Source organism: Moritella sp. 5 (assembly GCF_018219455.1).
GTDB lineage: Bacteria > Pseudomonadota > Gammaproteobacteria > Enterobacterales > Moritellaceae > Moritella.
In genome coordinates this window covers 4,431,148-4,448,160 of the sequence record NZ_CP056122.1, presented here as the reverse complement: position 1 = coordinate 4,448,160, position 17,013 = coordinate 4,431,148, and the positions used below count along the sequence as shown (strand labels likewise).

Annotated in this window: 16 protein-coding genes; 9 read left to right on the top strand and 7 right to left on the bottom strand. The window is 39.0% G+C overall.

Annotated features, from left to right (window positions below):
• Position 1: 1 nt before the first annotated feature.
• Positions 2-367, top strand: a complete 366-nt coding sequence (gene rplS / locus HWV01_RS19840; protein WP_006033745.1) for a 50S ribosomal protein L19 — start codon at positions 2-4, stop codon at positions 365-367.
• Between the two features lie 82 nt (positions 368-449).
• Here the strand turns inward: rplS and mutH are convergent, their stop codons facing one another.
• Positions 450-1,127, bottom strand: coding sequence for a DNA mismatch repair endonuclease MutH (gene mutH / locus HWV01_RS19835; RefSeq protein WP_211673155.1), 678 nt, complete (start codon positions 1,125-1,127; stop codon positions 450-452).
• Between the two features lie 701 nt (positions 1,128-1,828).
• Between mutH and rppH the strand changes: the two genes are divergently transcribed.
• Positions 1,829-2,335, top strand: a complete 507-nt coding sequence (rppH, locus tag HWV01_RS19830) for an RNA pyrophosphohydrolase (RefSeq protein WP_045108918.1) — start codon at positions 1,829-1,831, stop codon at positions 2,333-2,335.
• A 296-nt stretch (positions 2,336-2,631) separates the two neighbouring features.
• The gene (gene lgt, locus HWV01_RS19825; RefSeq protein ID WP_211675924.1) at positions 2,632-3,447 is read left to right on the top strand and encodes a prolipoprotein diacylglyceryl transferase; all 816 of its coding nucleotides are present in this window, start codon (positions 2,632-2,634) and stop codon (positions 3,445-3,447) included.
• Positions 3,448-3,578: 131 nt separating this feature from the next.
• Here lgt and HWV01_RS19820 read toward each other — a convergent pair whose 3' ends face one another.
• Positions 3,579-4,772, bottom strand: a complete 1,194-nt coding sequence (locus HWV01_RS19820; RefSeq protein ID WP_211675923.1) for a multidrug effflux MFS transporter — start codon at positions 4,770-4,772, stop codon at positions 3,579-3,581.
• A 129-nt stretch (positions 4,773-4,901) separates the two neighbouring features.
• Here HWV01_RS19820 and HWV01_RS19815 point away from each other — a divergent pair, with 129 nt between their 5' ends.
• The 4 genes from HWV01_RS19815 to HWV01_RS19800 all read left to right on the top strand — a co-directional run bounded on the left by HWV01_RS19815 (position 4,902) and on the right by HWV01_RS19800 (position 8,643).
• The gene (locus HWV01_RS19815; RefSeq protein ID WP_211673154.1) at positions 4,902-5,852 is read left to right on the top strand and encodes a LysR family transcriptional regulator; all 951 of its coding nucleotides are present in this window, start codon (positions 4,902-4,904) and stop codon (positions 5,850-5,852) included.
• A 627-nt stretch (positions 5,853-6,479) separates the two neighbouring features.
• The gene (locus tag HWV01_RS19810; RefSeq protein ID WP_211673153.1) at positions 6,480-7,130 is read left to right on the top strand and encodes a hypothetical protein; all 651 of its coding nucleotides are present in this window, start codon (positions 6,480-6,482) and stop codon (positions 7,128-7,130) included.
• A gap of 160 nt (positions 7,131-7,290) precedes the next feature.
• Complete coding sequence (locus HWV01_RS19805) at positions 7,291-7,977, top strand: HD domain-containing protein (protein WP_211673152.1); 687 nt, start codon at positions 7,291-7,293, stop codon at positions 7,975-7,977.
• Between the two features lie 66 nt (positions 7,978-8,043).
• On the top strand, positions 8,044-8,643 hold the full coding sequence (locus HWV01_RS19800) for an MOSC domain-containing protein (RefSeq protein ID WP_211673151.1): 600 nt from the start codon (positions 8,044-8,046) through the stop codon (positions 8,641-8,643).
• A 171-nt stretch (positions 8,644-8,814) separates the two neighbouring features.
• Here HWV01_RS19800 and HWV01_RS19795 read toward each other — a convergent pair whose 3' ends face one another.
• The 4 genes from HWV01_RS19795 to HWV01_RS19780 all read right to left on the bottom strand — a co-directional run bounded on the left by HWV01_RS19795 (position 8,815) and on the right by HWV01_RS19780 (position 13,465).
• Entirely contained in the window at positions 8,815-9,666 is an 852-nt protein-coding gene (locus HWV01_RS19795; RefSeq protein WP_211673150.1) for a thymidylate synthase, read from the bottom strand.
• A 165-nt stretch (positions 9,667-9,831) separates the two neighbouring features.
• Positions 9,832-11,571, bottom strand: a complete 1,740-nt coding sequence (locus tag HWV01_RS19790; RefSeq protein ID WP_211673149.1) for a GNAT family N-acyltransferase — start codon at positions 11,569-11,571, stop codon at positions 9,832-9,834.
• 66 nt (positions 11,572-11,637) lie between these two features.
• On the bottom strand, positions 11,638-12,474 hold the full coding sequence (locus HWV01_RS19785; protein ID WP_211673148.1) for an alpha/beta fold hydrolase: 837 nt from the start codon (positions 12,472-12,474) through the stop codon (positions 11,638-11,640).
• Positions 12,440-13,465 carry a M14 family zinc carboxypeptidase gene (locus HWV01_RS19780; protein ID WP_211673147.1) on the bottom strand — a complete coding sequence of 342 codons (1,026 nt, stop codon included), beginning with the start codon at positions 13,463-13,465 and terminating at the stop codon, positions 12,440-12,442. The genes HWV01_RS19785 and HWV01_RS19780 overlap by 35 nt, the downstream gene beginning before the upstream one ends.
• Before the next feature lie 159 nt (positions 13,466-13,624).
• On the opposite strand from HWV01_RS19780, the gene nhaA reads away from it, so the two are divergent.
• Positions 13,625-14,842 (top strand): Na+/H+ antiporter NhaA, encoded by a 1,218-nt coding sequence (gene nhaA / locus HWV01_RS19775; RefSeq protein ID WP_211673146.1) that lies wholly within the window; start codon positions 13,625-13,627, stop codon positions 14,840-14,842.
• A gap of 88 nt (positions 14,843-14,930) precedes the next feature.
• Here the strand turns inward: nhaA and rpsT are convergent, their stop codons facing one another.
• The gene (gene rpsT, locus HWV01_RS19770; protein ID WP_019442312.1) at positions 14,931-15,191 is read right to left on the bottom strand and encodes a 30S ribosomal protein S20; all 261 of its coding nucleotides are present in this window, start codon (positions 15,189-15,191) and stop codon (positions 14,931-14,933) included.
• Between the two features lie 200 nt (positions 15,192-15,391).
• Here rpsT and murJ point away from each other — a divergent pair, with 200 nt between their 5' ends.
• The gene (gene murJ, locus HWV01_RS19765) at positions 15,392-16,951 is read left to right on the top strand and encodes a murein biosynthesis integral membrane protein MurJ (RefSeq protein ID WP_211673145.1); all 1,560 of its coding nucleotides are present in this window, start codon (positions 15,392-15,394) and stop codon (positions 16,949-16,951) included.
• Positions 16,952-17,013 lie beyond the last annotated feature (62 nt).

The following is a 17,013-nucleotide window of genomic DNA, read 5'->3' as shown; positions in this document are numbered from 1 at the left end:
AATGAGCAACATAATTGCACAGATCGAACAAGAACAAATGAAAACAGATCTACCAACTTTTGGCCCTGGTGCTACTGTTGTAGTACAAGTAAAAGTTGTTGAAGGTGATAAATCACGTCTACAGGCTTTTGAAGGCGTAGTTATCGCTAAACGTAACCGTGGTCTGCACTCTGCATTCACAGTTCGTAAAATCACTTCAAACGGTGAAGGTGTGGAACGTGTATTCCAAACACATTCTCCAGTGGTAGCAAGCATCACTGTTAAGCGTCACGGCGATGTTCGTCAAGCTAAGCTATACTACCTACGTGGTCTTACTGGTAAAGCTGCACGTATTAAAGAAAAATTGGGTAAGCGTAAAAGCAAATAATCCATTTTTCATGCAGTTTAAGGTCCGTCTTCTGACGGGCCTTTTTTTTGCCTGCGATTTATCATTATCACATTTTGATAGATTAGATATTAAAGTGTTTTTTGAGTAGCTGATGCGTAAAGGCCTTTTTAAGATAGAAGCCACGCGGTCGTACCTGAATGATCTCTCCCTCGCTGCCATACGCCTTTGTACGGACCTTATTATTTGCTGCCTTAGGGCGAAGCTGTAAATACTTACCGTGACGTGCAGTGATCTGTTCTACCTGTCCAAGTGCGATCATATCCATCAGCTCTTCCCAATCTTCTTGTAATTGCATATTTTCAAGTGCATCGGGTTGCCACAGTAATGGTGAGCCTACGATACGATCTGCGACCGGAATATCGCGTTCACCGAGTACTGGTATCCATAGCACTTGTTTTAGCTTATTAGCCACATTACAGGTTGACCAGGTAATGCCGTGATTACCGGTTAAGGGCGCAACGCAGACGAAAGTTGTTTCAAGTGGTTTACCTTGTGCATTAATTGGAATGGTTTTTAATTCTACCCCTAACTCAGGGAAATCTTGAATTGGTTTACTGCCCGCCGTAGCGCCAAGGTGCAGCTCTAAGAGTTGTCCAATCCAGCCTTTTTCTTTACGCAGATCATAGGGTACACAGAGTTGGTGTAATGCGGCTATTTGTTGCAGGTTGAATCCGGCAATGGCTTGTGCGCGATCCATAAGCTCATTGATATCACGGGGTTCGTTAATTAGTGAAGGCATATCAAGTTATTCTTATATCTCAAGGTTTCTTTTAGCAGAATAACACTTTTAAATCTAGCTGTTAACGGTCGTTTTTCATACAAAGTGAGATGTGAATCTCGTTTTTATGTTACGTAGATATTTCAAGTGAAGCGTTGAATTTAAGTGATTGTTTTTAAACGTCTTTTGTTTGGGTTTTTATTCTTGTGGATAATTATACCATTTTTTTATTATGTTAAATGGTAATAATGTAAACACTTCACAAGGTTATCCACAGAAAAGGTGGATAACTTGCTATTTCCCCCCTGCATTTGTTAATAAATATCGAAAGTCGCGATTAATAAGACTACTTATCGCTATTTCTATCACTTTTCCACACATGTAATGTGTATAACTATGTATATTGTGGATGAGGAGAGATATTATTGGCATATTGGTGTTTTATTACTCAATCGAGAGTAAGGTAAATGTCTATATATTGGAGTGAAAGGTAGAACTCTGCTTTCATTGCATGTTTTCTTTTAAGATATCTATCATACTTGCTTCTCTATAAAGAAGGGGGTTATTTCAACAACGCCGCTCAGAAGTTCTGAATTAGAGATAAATCGGCGGTATTTTGTCTTTGTAAATGGATCTTTGGTAAAACTGCTGGTGTAAATTTGCTGCTCATTGATTTATATGAAACAATCAAGTTAACTAAGTTCTACCCTTAAGGTGCTAATGTGATTGATAGCGATGGCTATCGTCTTAATGTAGGCATCCTAATTTGTAATCGTGAAGGTCAAGTTTTATGGGCTAAACGTTGTGGGCAGCATTCTTGGCAATTTCCGCAAGGTGGTGTAGATAATGGAGAGTCTGCAGAGCAAGCAATGTATCGAGAACTATATGAAGAAGTTGGACTTAAAGCGAAACATGTTTCGATTCTAGCCACTTCTAAAACATGGTTGAAATATAAATTACCAAAGCGATTAGTCAGATGGGATAGCAAACCAGTCTGCATTGGGCAAAAGCAAAAATGGTTTTTACTGCGTCTGGAAGCGGATGACAGTCAAATCGACTTCAAATGCACAGGACATCCCGAATTTGATGATTGGCGTTGGGTCAGTTATTGGTATCCTGTACGTCAGGTTGTATCGTTTAAAAAAGACGTTTATCGTCGTGTTATGAAAGAGTTTGCACCAGTGGCATTACCTTTTTTACGCAAAGACATTAAACGTAAACGACGTTAATGTTAAATAGTGCCTGCGCATTGAATTATTATACGATTCAATGCAAAGGCATTACTTATTCACTGAACTTTTTTCCATTCCAGTACTCCTAATTTATCTCTCTCATACTTTGGTTTAATTTATCTTACTTTACCGATTCTATTGCGGCTAATTCTATGTTGTGGCAAGCATTTGGTGTAAGGTGTATTTTATAAATAATAACGAATGTATTAATATATAAATACATAGCTTACGTTATTTTGTAATTTTATTGCCTTAGCATAGGTGATCACTTTCTTTTACTCAGGAACTCAATGATGTCGCAGACATATCTACAATATCCAGAAATTGATCCCATTGCGATCAGTATCGGCCCGATTCATGTTTACTGGTACGGGTTGATGTATTTACTTGGTTTTTTATTTGCTAATTGGATGGGTAATCGACAAGCAGCGAAGCCGGGTAGTAGCTGGAATAAAGACGAAGTAGGTGATTTATTATTTTACGGTTTCCTTGGGGTGATCCTTGGTGGTCGTATTGGTTATGTGCTGTTTTATAACTTCGGTTTATTCCTTGATGATCCAATGTATTTATTCCGCATTACGGATGGCGGCATGTCATTCCATGGCGGTCTGATTGGTGTATTGTTAGCATTTGCTTATTTTGGTCGTAAAACCCAGCGTTCATTCTTTGTTATTGCTGATTTTATTGCCCCTATGGTGCCGTTTGGCTTAGCGGCTGGACGTATTGGTAACTTTATCAATGGCGAGTTATGGGGACGAGTGACAGATGTGCCTTGGGCGATGATCTTCCCCACTGGTGGTGATTTACCGCGTCATCCGAGTCAGTTATATCAGTTTGCAATGGAAGGTGTGTTACTGCTTATTATCTTACAAGTATTTGCACGTAAACCGCGTCCAGTAGGCGCTATCTCTGGTTTGTTCTTATTAGGTTACGGTATTTTCCGCTTTGTTGCCGAGTACTTCCGTCAACCAGACTCACAACTAGGGTTGTATTTTGATTTGATTAGTATGGGACAAATTCTATCGACCCCGATGATCTTCTTAGGTGCGCTTATTATGTTTATTGCTTACAAAAAGCCGACTTTGTTTGCAGGTAAACAAAACAAATAATTGGTTTACGCAGATAAAGAATGAAAAAGGGGTTAACTAAATTTAGTTAACCCCTTTTTATTTTAATCATCTATGTATGTTTACACCGAAAATGGATATTTGATCGCATCATGATGCTGATAACCTATCACTTAATTTTCTTGGGCTATATGCCATTTATTACCAAATTTCGATAACAAAATAATTAACCCCGGTATAAATAACAACATGTGTAATGTTAATAATAAAGGTGTTGTCAGATCAAGACGTTGCGTCAAACTTACCATTGCTCCTGCGCCGCTCATCTGAAACAAGCCAAGTAATGCGGCTGCGGTTCCTGCGCGATCACCAAAGGGAGCTAGAGCATTACCTGCCGCGGTTCCAAAAATAAATGCAAAACCTAACGATGTCATAAATGTTGGTATCATAAAAGCCCATGCTTGTTGGATACCGCTTAGACTAAACATCGTAGCACCGGAAATTACCAAAATAATGAATCCCGCATATAGGATACGACGAGTCCCGAATCTATCCATGAACTTAGGTGCGATTAAGCATGACAAGATATTAAGTATCGCATTAATACCGAACCACACTATAAATTGGTTCATATTGAGCCCTAACTTCATCATTAACCACACTGGTGCTGAAGTGACATAAGCCAAAATAACAGCCATCGCGAGCATACATAACGTTGCGTGATACAGAAAAGTAGGCTCTCTAAGTATTGAAAAGTAGCGTGAAAAACTGAATAGGGTCTTTTCTATATCGATACTGCTTGGCCTCGTTTCTTTAAAGTGTAATAAGACGAAAATACCAGCAATGACAGAAAACCCTAGCATAAAGCTAAAGTTAGAACGCCAGCCAAAGTGGTATGTCAGCCAAGCCCCTAAGAGTGGTGCTAAAACTGGAACACAGCAAATAGCGCCATTAAGGTAGCTAATCATACGTCCACTTTTTTCTGGACCAAAACTGTCGCGCACTGCTGAAAATGCAGCTACCGATGTTGCACAAGCGCCAAATCCTTGTAATAAGCGAGCTATTAAGAGTAAATCCAGAGTATCAGCAACATACGCCAAAGCTGAACTTAAAGTGTAGATCAGTATGCCGCTTAATGCGATAGGACGGCGTCCGAACCTGTCGGCCAGTGGACCTGCTAATAATTGGCCAACTCCTAAGCTAAACATGAACCAAGTCACGGTATCTTGGAGCCGGGTTACATCGACAGAAAATTCTTCAGCCATTAAAGGAAATGCCGGTAGATAGATGTCGATTGCTAAAGGGTTAAACAGGACTAGAGTAACGACTAGGGCAACAAGTCGAGTATGAGAAGATATTGAAAGCATCACATTATGTTCCTAAAAATTATAATGTTACTAATTTAAATCCTTGAAGATATGAATAGAAATGGTTTATATTCAGTATAGTTATTTACCTATGGAATATCTTTGTTTTATAAAGTGATATGAGGTTTTATGTCTTTTGATAAGTTGGCTCGGCTTGATCTTAATTTGTTAGTGTGTTTGTATATTTTGCTAGATGAACGTAGTGTAACTCATGCTGCTGATCGCTTGAATCTAAGCCAATCTACAATTAGTAAAAGCCTCCATCGATTGCGCGAACAATTTGATGACCCACTCTTTACTCGTACGGCATATGGTATTAAGCCAACTCAATATGCCCTTGATTTAGCACCACAACTTGAGGCGCTATTATTTAACATCGAACAACTCACTGCTCCGAAGACATTTGTTCCTGCAACGAGCCAAAGGCACTTTAAAATGGCTGTAGTAGAAAATGCATACCCACTTTTATTACCTGAGTTTCTTGGCCATATTTTTTCAGAGGCTCCTCATCTTGTTATTGATAATCAAAATTGGGATAGTGAGACGTTTGAACGATTACGCAAAGGTGAACTTGATTTTGGTATCATAGGTAAAGATTTTAATCCACAAGATGCGGTGCCTACCTTGATTCCCCCCAAAGGTATTCACAGCCATGAGTTGTGTCAAGATTCTCAAGGTTGTTTAGTCCGTAAGAATCACCCGTTACTGAAGCAAACTTGGGATCAGGATAACTATCTGCGCCAACGGCATATACAAGTACGCAGCCTGAAGAATGACCTATGGTTGTTGGATTACAAATTAGCTGAAAAAGATTTAGCTAGAGATATTGCTATTTATGTTCCTGATTTCAATAACGCGGCAAACTTATGCACTCGTACCGACTTTGTTTTGACCGCACCTAGTCACTTTACTCGCGAGATGGCTACGCAGTTAGATCTTGTTATTTTACCGTTACCAACGATACTTTCCCCTATGGTTTACACTCTCTATTGGCATCAAAATAAAGATAAGGATCTCGGTCATAATTGGTTACGCCAAATAATTATGCGTTGCTGTAAAAAATTGTCTGTTAATAGTTAATTTTAGGCGTTTCTTACTAAGATACCCCCGTAACAATTAGAGTTTTAACTCTAATTGTTAGTGCTCCCCTCCTGATTTATGTTCTTAGTGTTAAAGTTAATTTAAAATGTAAACTATCTCTTTTTTATATGAGATAAGTTCGTAGGTTAAATTAAAATAATGGCTGGGAATTCAAGACTTTTTACTCTGAATTAGTAGCGTATTAGCTATGTTTAATCATAGCTTTAACCCACCTATCTCACCTAGCGACCACTTAAATATCAATCTAACCGTTAAAAAATCCTTTAAAGAAAATAAATGTATGCATGTGTGACCAAATAACGCTTGTTTTTTTGTGCAAATAATACCTCATCGGGATAAATGTGGTAGTTAGTTATATAGCTATTAATTTGGGTTCTCACGTTGTAATTACTTTAAATACAAAAATTAAATGTGTAAAAGTGTGTAAAAATGTATAAGAAACATGAGTGAATGTATAATAATATGCCTAATTGGGTATTTATGTTTCTAGTGTGTTATGTGTTTGGTTTCTTTTGGTGTTGTGTGTTGCCGGTTTGTTTTATGGCGAAACAATGCATTGTTCACGTATGTGCATATATACATTTATAAATAAAGGGTAATAAGTTAATGAATGAGCAAGATATTAAAGCAGAGCAACTTGGATTTTATCAATCGGGCCGTTCGGGATGTGTATTTGCTGCAATTGCAGCGAACGATTTGCAAAAATATGAATGGAATCAAGAGGTTTTTGAAAGTGTAGAACCTGATGAAATAGATCGGGCTATTAATTTTTACAAAGACAAAAAAGGTATTAGTACTTTGTCCCTGATATTCCCAAATGTTAAAACTGTCTATGATCTTTGCACATTGATTAATACGCTTGGGAAATGCAAAAACATCATTATCGAATCTAATGATCATGAGGGTTATAATTGTTTTGGTATTCGGGTTAAGTATGGGGAAATGTTATCTTGGGTAACTGGATTTGGGCCTTTTTGTTTTTTTCCTGCCACGAGACAAGCCCCGTACACTGAAATATCTTTTAGAATAAAACCTAAACCTCATTACGACTATGAGCTTAAAGAAGCCCCTTCAGATATTCTGCACCTTGCGCACATGGACGTTAAGAATGTAGGCGCAAAAAGTTTTAAAAAAATGTGGGACACTTCATTGAAGAAAACAGAAAAAATATTAGGTCATAAACCAGATTTTATAAGTGCTGCGAAAACAACATTCTCTATCCCGGCTGTATTTAAAGGTCATAAACATGCAGCTTGATAATCTAACTTAGTTCACTTCTAGCAGTTAGTGATCTATAAATACAAATAAAATAGGTTACTTTATTTAGATTCTAGTTGATATATTAGGGATTTTTTTTTGTATTATGTAATTAATACATCTGCTTTCTAGTGTATACAATTATTTATTGGATATATAAATGGAACAACGTAAAAATAAAATGGAAAACTCTATTGTAAGGGGCTCAATGACCTCAATTGATACTGCAATGATGCTTAGACGATTTATGGTCGATGCAGAAATGCTGAAAAAAGAATTACGTCATAGTTCTTTATCTGATGGAAGAATGGAGAGTGTTGCTGATCATGTTTGGCGTATGTCGTTGTTAGGGATTATGATCGTCCCTTATATTAGCCAGAAACTAGATGTTTTAAGATTTTTGAAAATAATAATAGTGCATGATTTAGTTGAAATTTATGCTGGTGATATGCCAATTACAGAATCCTCAACTAATGCTAAATCTAAAAAAATAAAAGAAGCAAGTGAAAAGAAGGCGATAGAAAAAATAAGAGTTAACCTTCCTGCATTTGTTGGTGACGATATTTATAATTTATGGTGGGAGTACGAATCTAATTCTACTTATGAATCTAAAATCGCACATGCGTTAGATAAGATTGAAGCTCAAGCACAACACAACGAAGCAGGAATTGAGACTTGGGTCGAAGAGGAGTATCACTTTGCTTATAAATTGCCAAACTACACTATGAATGAAAAAATTCTGGAAGATATAGCTAGTATTTTGATTGAAGAGGTCGATGATATGCTTGATAACATCAAGCAGCATGAGCAGTATAAAGAGAGCTGTTCATGTAATACTATCTTATGAGAATAATACTTTACCGCTCAGACCTTGTCTTTAATTATATTTAGAACCTAAATAAAAGGATGTTACATGATAGAAAAGCTGTTTATAAAATCAAGCAGTCAAGAAGCTAACATGACGTTGAAAGATAAACTAATAACTTCTTCAAAAGGAATTCATGGTCATAATGTTTGCCATGAATGGAGGCAAGTATTAATTTTACCTCGTTCGGTTCTAGTAGAGTTTGGGCTAGAACCTGGACAACTTAAAGAGAACATACTTATTGATGAAGATTTTGATATACACGCTTTACCCTCTGGTAGTGTTATACAAGCTGGTTCGGCTAAAATTAGATTAACTTTTCATTGTGAGCCATGCGTTAAAATTAAACACTTGGTTAGCACTCGAAAAATTACTTTCAAGCGTGGTTATTTAGGTCAATTTATTAATGAGGGTGTAATAGAATGCGGTGATAAAATAAAAATTCTTAATGAAAGACATGAGAGTATACCCTATTTATTAGGAGATAGAATAAAGTGGTATCTTGATGGGATTGAGGGGCAGATTATGGTTTCAGACTTAGTATTAAATATAGGCTTATCGAAAAGTTATTGTCGAGCTATTCCTAATATTATTAGAAATAGAGACGATATCGATAAAAGTAAAATAATTTACAAAAAAAATAAATGATGATTCGGAAAGTAGAAAATATTAAACTAATCGATTATGTTGAAAATTATTTTTACTATGGTAGTGCAAAGCAACTAATGAATAAATAATTTAATTTATTCATTAGTTGTAGATATATTAAGTCATATACCATTTTGGTATATGACTATTTCTAACTATTGTCGATGATTGCTACACTGAAAATGGATATTTGATCACATCGTGATGCTGATAATCAGTCACCTCGAAATCGTCCAATGTCACCCATGTTTCTAGATCTTCTAGGGTCTTAATTTTTGGATTTATGTGTAATTTTGGTAGTGGTAACGGCTCGCGTTTTAATTGTACGTCACGCATTAATTCAAGCTGATCTTCATAAATATGGGCGTTGACGATCTTGTGGTACGCTTGACCGGCTTTATGACCAGTGATTTGCGCTACCAACGCTAGCAATACATGTACTTGCACCATGTTGAAGTTTAGGCCTAGGGGCACGTCACACGAACGTTGGGTGCTGTTTAGATATAACGTATCACCGAGCAGTGAGAAATGGTGGCTGTACATGCAAGGACGTAAACAACCCAGTTCAAATGCACCTGGATTAAAGAAGGTTAAAATCTCGCCGCGGTTATCAATGCCGTTTGATAGGTCATCGATGATTTGGCGTAGTAAGTCGACTGTACCGCCTTGTGGTTTTACCCAGTTACGTGCACACGCACCGTACACATAGCCCATGTCGTCTTCACCTTTACGGTGTGGGCTTGCCAACCAAACTGGATTTTCATTGGCATTGGCATCCCAGGTTTTGGTACCTAATGCACGAAAGTCTGCGGCATTATCATAACCACGGATGTAACCAATTATCTCGGCAATGGCTGATTTCCAAAAGCTTTTTCGCGTGGTGACTAATGGAAATACATTGTTTGCTACGTCATAAGTGAGATCAGCATTGATCACGGTTAAACAGCGTTTTCCGGTACGTTCATTTTCAACCCAAACACCGTTTTCCACTATTCTCGTACATAAATCAAGATACTGTTTCATCGACTACTGCCCTATTCTTATTGTTGTACATTAATTATTGTGCATTAATTTGCGTGGGCAGGATCTTTACATAGATTAGCAGGGGTTACAAATCGGATTTACCAAAGACAAGCAATTATCGCTGACTTAATATCAGCGATAATGGGATGTTGTAGATAAGAACTATTAGCGGTGTTCGAGTTGCAGCGCTTGTGCATTAAAACGTTTTTTGTTTTTATCAGTGAATTGAGCGAGGTCTAATACGATCAAACCATCAATACAATGATTAAAACTGGGGTCAATATTGAAATCAAAAATCTGCACACCACCAGGTTTACACAATTTGATATATTGCTTAAAGAGTGTCGGTACACTAAACCCCATGTGGTTGAGCTGGGCCTTTAGGATGGCCATACCTTCTTCGGCATCGACATCAGCAAATAAATCCGTTAAACGTGTATTTGCCTCTTCCGACAATCGGAATGGCATAGTGGCACTCGCGACATTGGTATTGTTGCCGTAGAAATGTTGATAATAATAGACCAGAAGTTCTTTCGCTGGTTGTGAGTAACTGTTACTGATACTCACAGTACCAAACAAGTAGCGACAACCACTGTGTTGAATGATGTATTCCATGATCCCTTGCCATAGGTATTCAAGGCTGCGGGTTCCCCAGTATTTGGGTTGAATAAAGCTACGGCCCAGCTCAATTCCGGTTGCCAAATAAGGTGTCATTGCTGCATGGTAATCAAATAACGTGGCACTATAGAGTTGCTGTTTTACGTTGATGCTCTCAATCTTATTCGTTTCTAATAAGCGATAGGCGCCGATTAACTCCAGCTTCTTATCATCCCACAATAGAATGTGGACATAAGAATTATCGTAGATATCTACATCACGACGCTCGCCTGTGCCTTCACCCACTAATCGAAATGACTCTTCTCTTAATCTGCCGATTTCGCGCATTATGGTGGAGTTTGCTTGATGGCGGTAGCAGTAGATTTGCTTCCCATCACGGCTTTCGCTGATCTTCTGGCAGGCGTGTATTTCACTGCGTAATAATGCTTTATTTTCTGGGTGAGCAATGGCTGACTGCGTATTGAAAATCGATGGTTTGTCTTTGGTTAAGCGGTATAAATGTTTACGAAACAATGCTGTTTTAGTATTGATGGGCAAATCTAGCGACTGGTAAGTTTGATAATTAATCTGCTCGCCAATACGGATTGAGACGCAGTTGTGAGCGTGTTTAAACATTTCACGGATCAACCACAAGGTCGAAATAGGTTTTGATAATATGGACAAGCTATAAAAAAACAATGAATTTTTAGCATTGATATAAATGGGGATTATAGGGGCTTGGACGCTGCTCGCAATACGCAAAAAACCATTACGCCATTTACCGTCTTTTACACCCTGTGGGCTAATACGTGAGACTTCGCCAGCCGGAAACATAATAATCACACCTTCATCCTTGAGATGCGTTTTTATTGCTTGTAAACGGTCGCTAGCGGTCCCCCCATTCATGTTATCTACCGGTAATAAATAATCTTTTACTGGCTTGATGATCATAAGCATGTCATTGGCCACGACCTTGACGTCTGGACGGACTTTACTGACCATTTTAAGCAGTGCCATACCATCGAGAGTGCCGATCGGATGGTTGGCGATGATCACTGCTTTACCTGTTGCAGGAATACGTTCTATTTCGTTAGGGCGAACTGAGTAACTAAAGCTGAAGTGCTCAAATACTTGTTCGATAAACTCGATACCTGTGAGGTGTGCATAGGTCTCACCAAATTGGCGTAATTCACGTTCATGAAAGAGTAGTCTAAGTGTTGCCAGCATAGGTTTGGCAATGAGACGGGTACTTTTTTTATGAAAAAAGTCCGGATAACGTTGGTTTATTTCCGCTTCTATGTTGAGCATAATCTTCATCCTTTAGATTATTGTTTGTTGTTATCATAGAAGCTTGCTGTGACATTTTTAGTGGTTTTATATGGCAGTTGAGTGACTGCTCAGAACTGGATGTGTGATCCAGCGCGATATTTTATCGCAGATCCACTTACTGTCATCTAAAGGTAAGTCGTGACCTGCTGTGGGGTGATAGTAGATTGGACAGTGCCATTGTGCGGCGATAGCACTACTACAACGAACATCAACTAATTGATCATGTTGACTCGCGAGTAATAAAATATTTTCAATGGGTGCCAGCGGAGGGGGGCTAAAACGGCTTGCAGCATACAGCTGGCGCAAGGCGTTTTGACGGCTGACGGGTTGCAGCTCTGCATAACGACTCCAACGTTGAGACAATGCGTGATTATTATGTTGGGTATGACTAGTCATATTTAAAATAAGTTGTTCTTGCTGTAAAGGTGTACTGGATAATATGCGGATAAGGGTGGTGAGTTTGCTAAATTTTAAACGCTGATAAATAGGACTGAATTGTTTAAAACTGGTATTAATAAAAACCATATGTTCAATTTCGTTAGGAAATCGCTTCGCCCATTCCGTGCAGATCATACCGCCCATAGAAATACCTAATAACCGGATAGGGTAGGATACATCAGGATTTTTCTGCCTAAATTGTTGTCTAAGTTGCAGGGTGATGTCGGAGATGGAGGCGGGAGTTACCCGCTGCCATTCAGTGCCTGTACCTGGAATGTCACAACATAACACCTGACTGTTAAGCTGCTGCGCTAATTTGATGGGGAAGTCTTCCCAGTGTTGCTGCTGTCGACATAGGCCTCGTACTAATAGCCAAGTTAGTGCGCTGCTATGTTGTCTTGATGACGTCCTATTCTGTATACCAGAGTGATGTTGCGTCGGCATGGCTACGTTCCTTGTTTAGTTGCGGTAACCAATGTGCATAAGACCCAGTTACTTTGATCAAAAATTCCATTAGGACATGATGCTGTCGTAATACGCGTTTAATTCGGTGAGGCTGGATCGGATGGAAAATACCACTGGATTTGAACACTTGAAGTGGGTTCTTTTTGATCCAGGTCCAGGAGCCCATTTCTAACGTTAGTGGAAGAAAAATGGTATTGAGTTCCAGTGATTGGTCATATAGATAATCCCATAAATCACCATGTGTCATATAGTTACGAGCTTGTGGTTCGAATATGTAGTCTTGGTGTGGATAGGTTTCAATAAGCATTTTACGCAGCTTAAATATTTCAGCGAGATGAGGAATAGGTTGTTTTGATTTAGCATAAGGAAACCAAATCTGATTATCAAAACCAAAACCAGAATGACAATCTAGCGCAATACTAAAAGGGGCTGTTAATAATTGTTGGCGAATATGTTCTACCAATACCCGGGATTCAGGTTGCATTGCCTTGCCTTTTTTACCACGATACCAAGGCAGTATATTACTAATGCGCTGCCCTCCAACGAGCCAAGGTACATTGCCAACAGCATCTACCGGTGCATTACGCATTAAATCCACACCATTACCATTGGCGCGACTATTGTTTAGCATACCGATAGGGTTCATGAGTGGCAGGAATAGCAGTTTTACGTGACGGAGTTCTTGATGCAGTGATTGATCCCATTTTAATCGCCTAATGAGGCTCTCAAACAACGCTAAGATAACTTGCGTGCCAATACGCTCTACACCATGGATTCCACCAATAAAGGCGATGACGGGTACATTGGGTTCTTCTGATCCCATACTGATTGAATACAAGGGGTAGCTGGACTTTTTATAAGACACATGCGCCAAAATTTGACTGTGTAAGTGTTTACCGCCTAATTCGATTAACTTCTCCAGTTGCATTAATTCGGGTAATAACTGCTGTTTTAGGGATTTTAAGGACATTAATAATTACCTAAATGAGTTAAATATAAAGATTAATGTCTACCAATATAGCGAAATTAACAAATTTAAAGGTTAAATCTTTGTGAATTTTCTATACTTGATCTATGTGGTTGATTATTCATTGAATACAAATCCCTGATAATAAGCAAGGAGGCTCATTTGTATAAATCCTTAACGCAATTTCTTCGTACTGAATCCTCAGGCGGTGTATTACTTATCATTGCGGCTATATTGGCGATGCTTGTTGCTAATTCCGCCTTTTCCGATTTGTATCTGGAGTTTTTACATACCGAGATCCAAGTTCGCGTCGCCGATATTGATATCAATAAATCATTCAGTCATTGGATCAACGATGGCCTTATGGCGGTATTCTTTTTACTTATTGGTTTAGAAGTAAAGCAAGAGCTTGTTGAAGGTGCGCTAGCGAGTCGTAAAAAATCTCTTTTTCCCATTATCGCTGCGGCAGGCGGTATGCTAGCGCCTGCATTAGTCTATTTAAGTTTTAATGCCGCGAATCCAGACGCAATCAAGGGCTGGGCAATCCCTGCCGCCACCGATATCGCCTTTGCATTAGGGGTTTTGTCGTTATTGGGTGAACGCGTTCCTGTTAATTTGAAAATTTTCTTATTGGCGCTGGCTATCATGGATGATCTCGGTGTGATCATTATTATTGCCTTGTTTTATACCGTGGATATGTCGGTATTATCACTGAGTTTAGCGTGCGCGTGTATTAGCATATTGTGGCTAATGCACCGTTACAGCATCATGAGTTTAACGCCTTACCTTATTGTTGGCGCGTTATTGTGGGTGGCAGTACTTAAATCAGGCGTACATGCAACTTTGGCTGGCGTGGTGATCGGTTTTGCTATTCCGATGTATCGTAAAGATGATAAAAATGATGTTGAAAACCCACACTCTCCAGCGAAAACGTTGGCACGCTGGCTACACCCTTGGACGAAGTATTATATTTTACCCTTGTTTGCATTTGCGAATGCGGGGGTGCCGTTAACTAATATTCAGTTTAGTGACATGACCTCTGCACTGCCAATAGGCGTTGCATTAGGGCTACTGATTGGCAAACCTCTGGGGATCTTCAGTATTAGTTGGTTAGCGGTGAAGCTAAAAATTGCGACATTACCCGAGGGGATTAATTTTAAACAAATTTTTGCGGTGTCAGTGTTGTGTGGAATTGGCTTTACGATGTCGATGTTTATTACATCATTAGCATTTATGGATCCGGTGATGGCGGATCTGGCGCGTTTGGGGATATTAATAGGCTCTACATTGGCTGCGGTACTGGGTTATTATTTACTTGTCTGTGCGACAACAACAAAAGATAAGGTGGAAGTTGAGAGAGAATTAGTGGATAAAGGTTGAATTAAGTTGAAATAGTACTGAAATCATATTTTTTAGATATAAAAAAACCAGCCGAAGCTGGTTTTTCATTATCGTATTAAAGCAATAATTAAAGTGCTTTGATCTTAGCAGAAAGGCGGCTCTTAATACGAGCAGCTTTGTTTGCGTGGATCAGGCCTTTACAAGCCATACGATCAAGAATCGGTTGTGCAGCAACAAATGCAGCAGTCGCTTCTTCTTTATTACCAGCAGCGATAGCTACGATAATTTTCTTAGTTAGTGTACGCATCATTGAACGACGTGAAGTGTTGTGCTTACGGCGTTTTTCAGATTGGATTGCGCGTTTTTTAGCAGACTTGATATTAGCCAAGGTCCTACTCCTAAATGTCTAAAGACGTTAATTTTATAAAGGCGAGGAATATGCCTTGCCTAACGAAATTTGTCAATATTTTTTGTGTAAATAACAGGCAAAATATTGGCAACTAACTGCAATGACAGTTAAGATGTGGGACATATTTTAGCAGCAAATGCGCCCCACGAACAGGGTTTGATTGACATAAAAGGTATTTCTTGAGTAATAAATTAATAAAATCTGGCCTTATCGTCAGTTCAATGACCATGATCTCGCGTATTTTAGGTTTAGTCCGAGATGTTATTGTTGCAAATCTAATGGGCGCGGGTGCGGCAGCGGATGTTTTCTTCTTTGCCAATAAAATTCCTAATTTTTTACGTCGACTCTTCGCTGAAGGTGCATTTGCACAGGCTTTTGTACCTGTTCTTACTGAATATCAACAAACTGGTGATAAACAAAAAGTACGACAATTGATCGCTTCAGTATCCGGCACCTTAGGGGTATTAGTGACCATTGTTACCTTGTTTGGGGTAATCGGTTCGCCATTAATCACGATTCTCTTTGGTGCGGGTTGGTTTGTGGATTGGCTCAACGATGGACCTGATGCACACAAGTTTGAACTTGCTTCATTTATGCTAAAAATAACTTTCCCTTATTTGTGGTTTATTACTTTTACCGCATTATCTGGTGCAATTTTGAACACCTTGGGTAAGTTTGCTGTTGCGGCCTTCACGCCTGTGTTTTTAAATATTGCGATTATTGGCGCTGCATTGTTCATTGCACCAACTTTAGAACAGCCTGAAATTGGCCTCGCTATCGGGGTTTTTATCGGCGGTGCAATTCAGTTCTTATTTCAAATTCCGTTTTTAGCAAAACAGAATATGTTGGTGAAACCACGTTGGGGTTGGCGAGATCCTGGTGTGACAAAAATTAGAAAACTAATGATACCGGCAATGTTTGGTGTATCAGTGAGCCAGATTAACCTATTGTTTGATACGTTTATTGCCAGCTTCTTAATGACAGGGTCAATTAGTTGGTTGTATTACTCAGACCGTTTATTAGAATTTCCACTTGGTTTGTTCGGTATTGCGATCGCGACCGTTATTTTACCAGCCCTTTCTCGAACTCATTCTGCTCGCTCTGATAACCAATTTAAACTAACTATGGATTGGGGGGTAAGAGTTGTTCTATTACTGGGAACACCGGCGATGATGGGCATGATAGTGCTTGCCAGCCCAATGCTTAAAGTATTGTTTATGCGTGGTGAATTTGGCGCTGATGACGTCTCTATGGCTTCAATGAGTTTGATGGCTTATGGTTCTGGTTTACTTAGCTTTATGCTAATTAAGGTATTGGCACCAGGTTATTATGCGCGTCAAGATACCCGTACGCCAGTTAAGTTTGGCATCATCGCCATGATCAGTAATATGGGCTTTAACATCATTTTAGCGATTCCATTTGGTTATGTTGGTTTAGCGCTGGCTACAGCGGGGTCTGCGACATTGAATGCAGGCTTGCTCTATTGGGGATTGCATAAGGAAGGTGTGTACAAGATTAATAGGGATACCGGTATTGTCGTGGTGAAGTTGTTTGTCTCTGCAGGTTTGATGGCAGGTTTAGTACAATACGCTAAACCAGATATGTCGCAATGGTACGAGTGGGGTTTATTAGACAGCAGTTTATGTTTGTTAGGCTTACTTGGATTAGCTGTAATAAGCTATTTTATGGCTTTATTGGTGTTTGGTTTACGCCTGCGACATTTTAAAATTACCGACTGAGTACAAATTGTTGCTGACCCTGTGCGTTGACTAAGTTATAATTTATCGTTTTAGTGGAATAG

Excerpts from the sequence above, each read along its gene's own strand:
- HWV01_RS19785 (WP_211673148.1), bottom strand. The coding sequence starts at position 12,474 with ATGCCGACGCAACATCACTCTGGTATACAGAATAGGACGTCATCAAGA.
- rplS (WP_006033745.1), top strand. The coding sequence starts at position 2 with ATGAGCAACATAATTGCACAGATCGAACAAGAACAAATGAAAACAGAT.
- HWV01_RS19800 (WP_211673151.1), top strand. The coding sequence starts at position 8,044 with ATGATAGAAAAGCTGTTTATAAAATCAAGCAGTCAAGAAGCTAACATG.
- HWV01_RS19815 (WP_211673154.1), top strand. The coding sequence starts at position 4,902 with ATGTCTTTTGATAAGTTGGCTCGGCTTGATCTTAATTTGTTAGTGTGT.
- HWV01_RS19820 (WP_211675923.1), bottom strand. The coding sequence starts at position 4,772 with ATGCTTTCAATATCTTCTCATACTCGACTTGTTGCCCTAGTCGTTACT.
- mutH (WP_211673155.1), bottom strand. The coding sequence starts at position 1,127 with ATGCCTTCACTAATTAACGAACCCCGTGATATCAATGAGCTTATGGAT.
- HWV01_RS19810 (WP_211673153.1), top strand. The coding sequence starts at position 6,480 with ATGAATGAGCAAGATATTAAAGCAGAGCAACTTGGATTTTATCAATCG.
- lgt (WP_211675924.1), top strand. The coding sequence starts at position 2,632 with ATGTCGCAGACATATCTACAATATCCAGAAATTGATCCCATTGCGATC.
- HWV01_RS19790 (WP_211673149.1), bottom strand. The coding sequence starts at position 11,571 with ATGCTCAACATAGAAGCGGAAATAAACCAACGTTATCCGGACTTTTTT.
- HWV01_RS19805 (WP_211673152.1), top strand. The coding sequence starts at position 7,291 with ATGGAACAACGTAAAAATAAAATGGAAAACTCTATTGTAAGGGGCTCA.
- HWV01_RS19795 (WP_211673150.1), bottom strand. The coding sequence starts at position 9,666 with ATGAAACAGTATCTTGATTTATGTACGAGAATAGTGGAAAACGGTGTT.
- HWV01_RS19780 (WP_211673147.1), bottom strand. The coding sequence starts at position 13,465 with ATGTCCTTAAAATCCCTAAAACAGCAGTTATTACCCGAATTAATGCAA.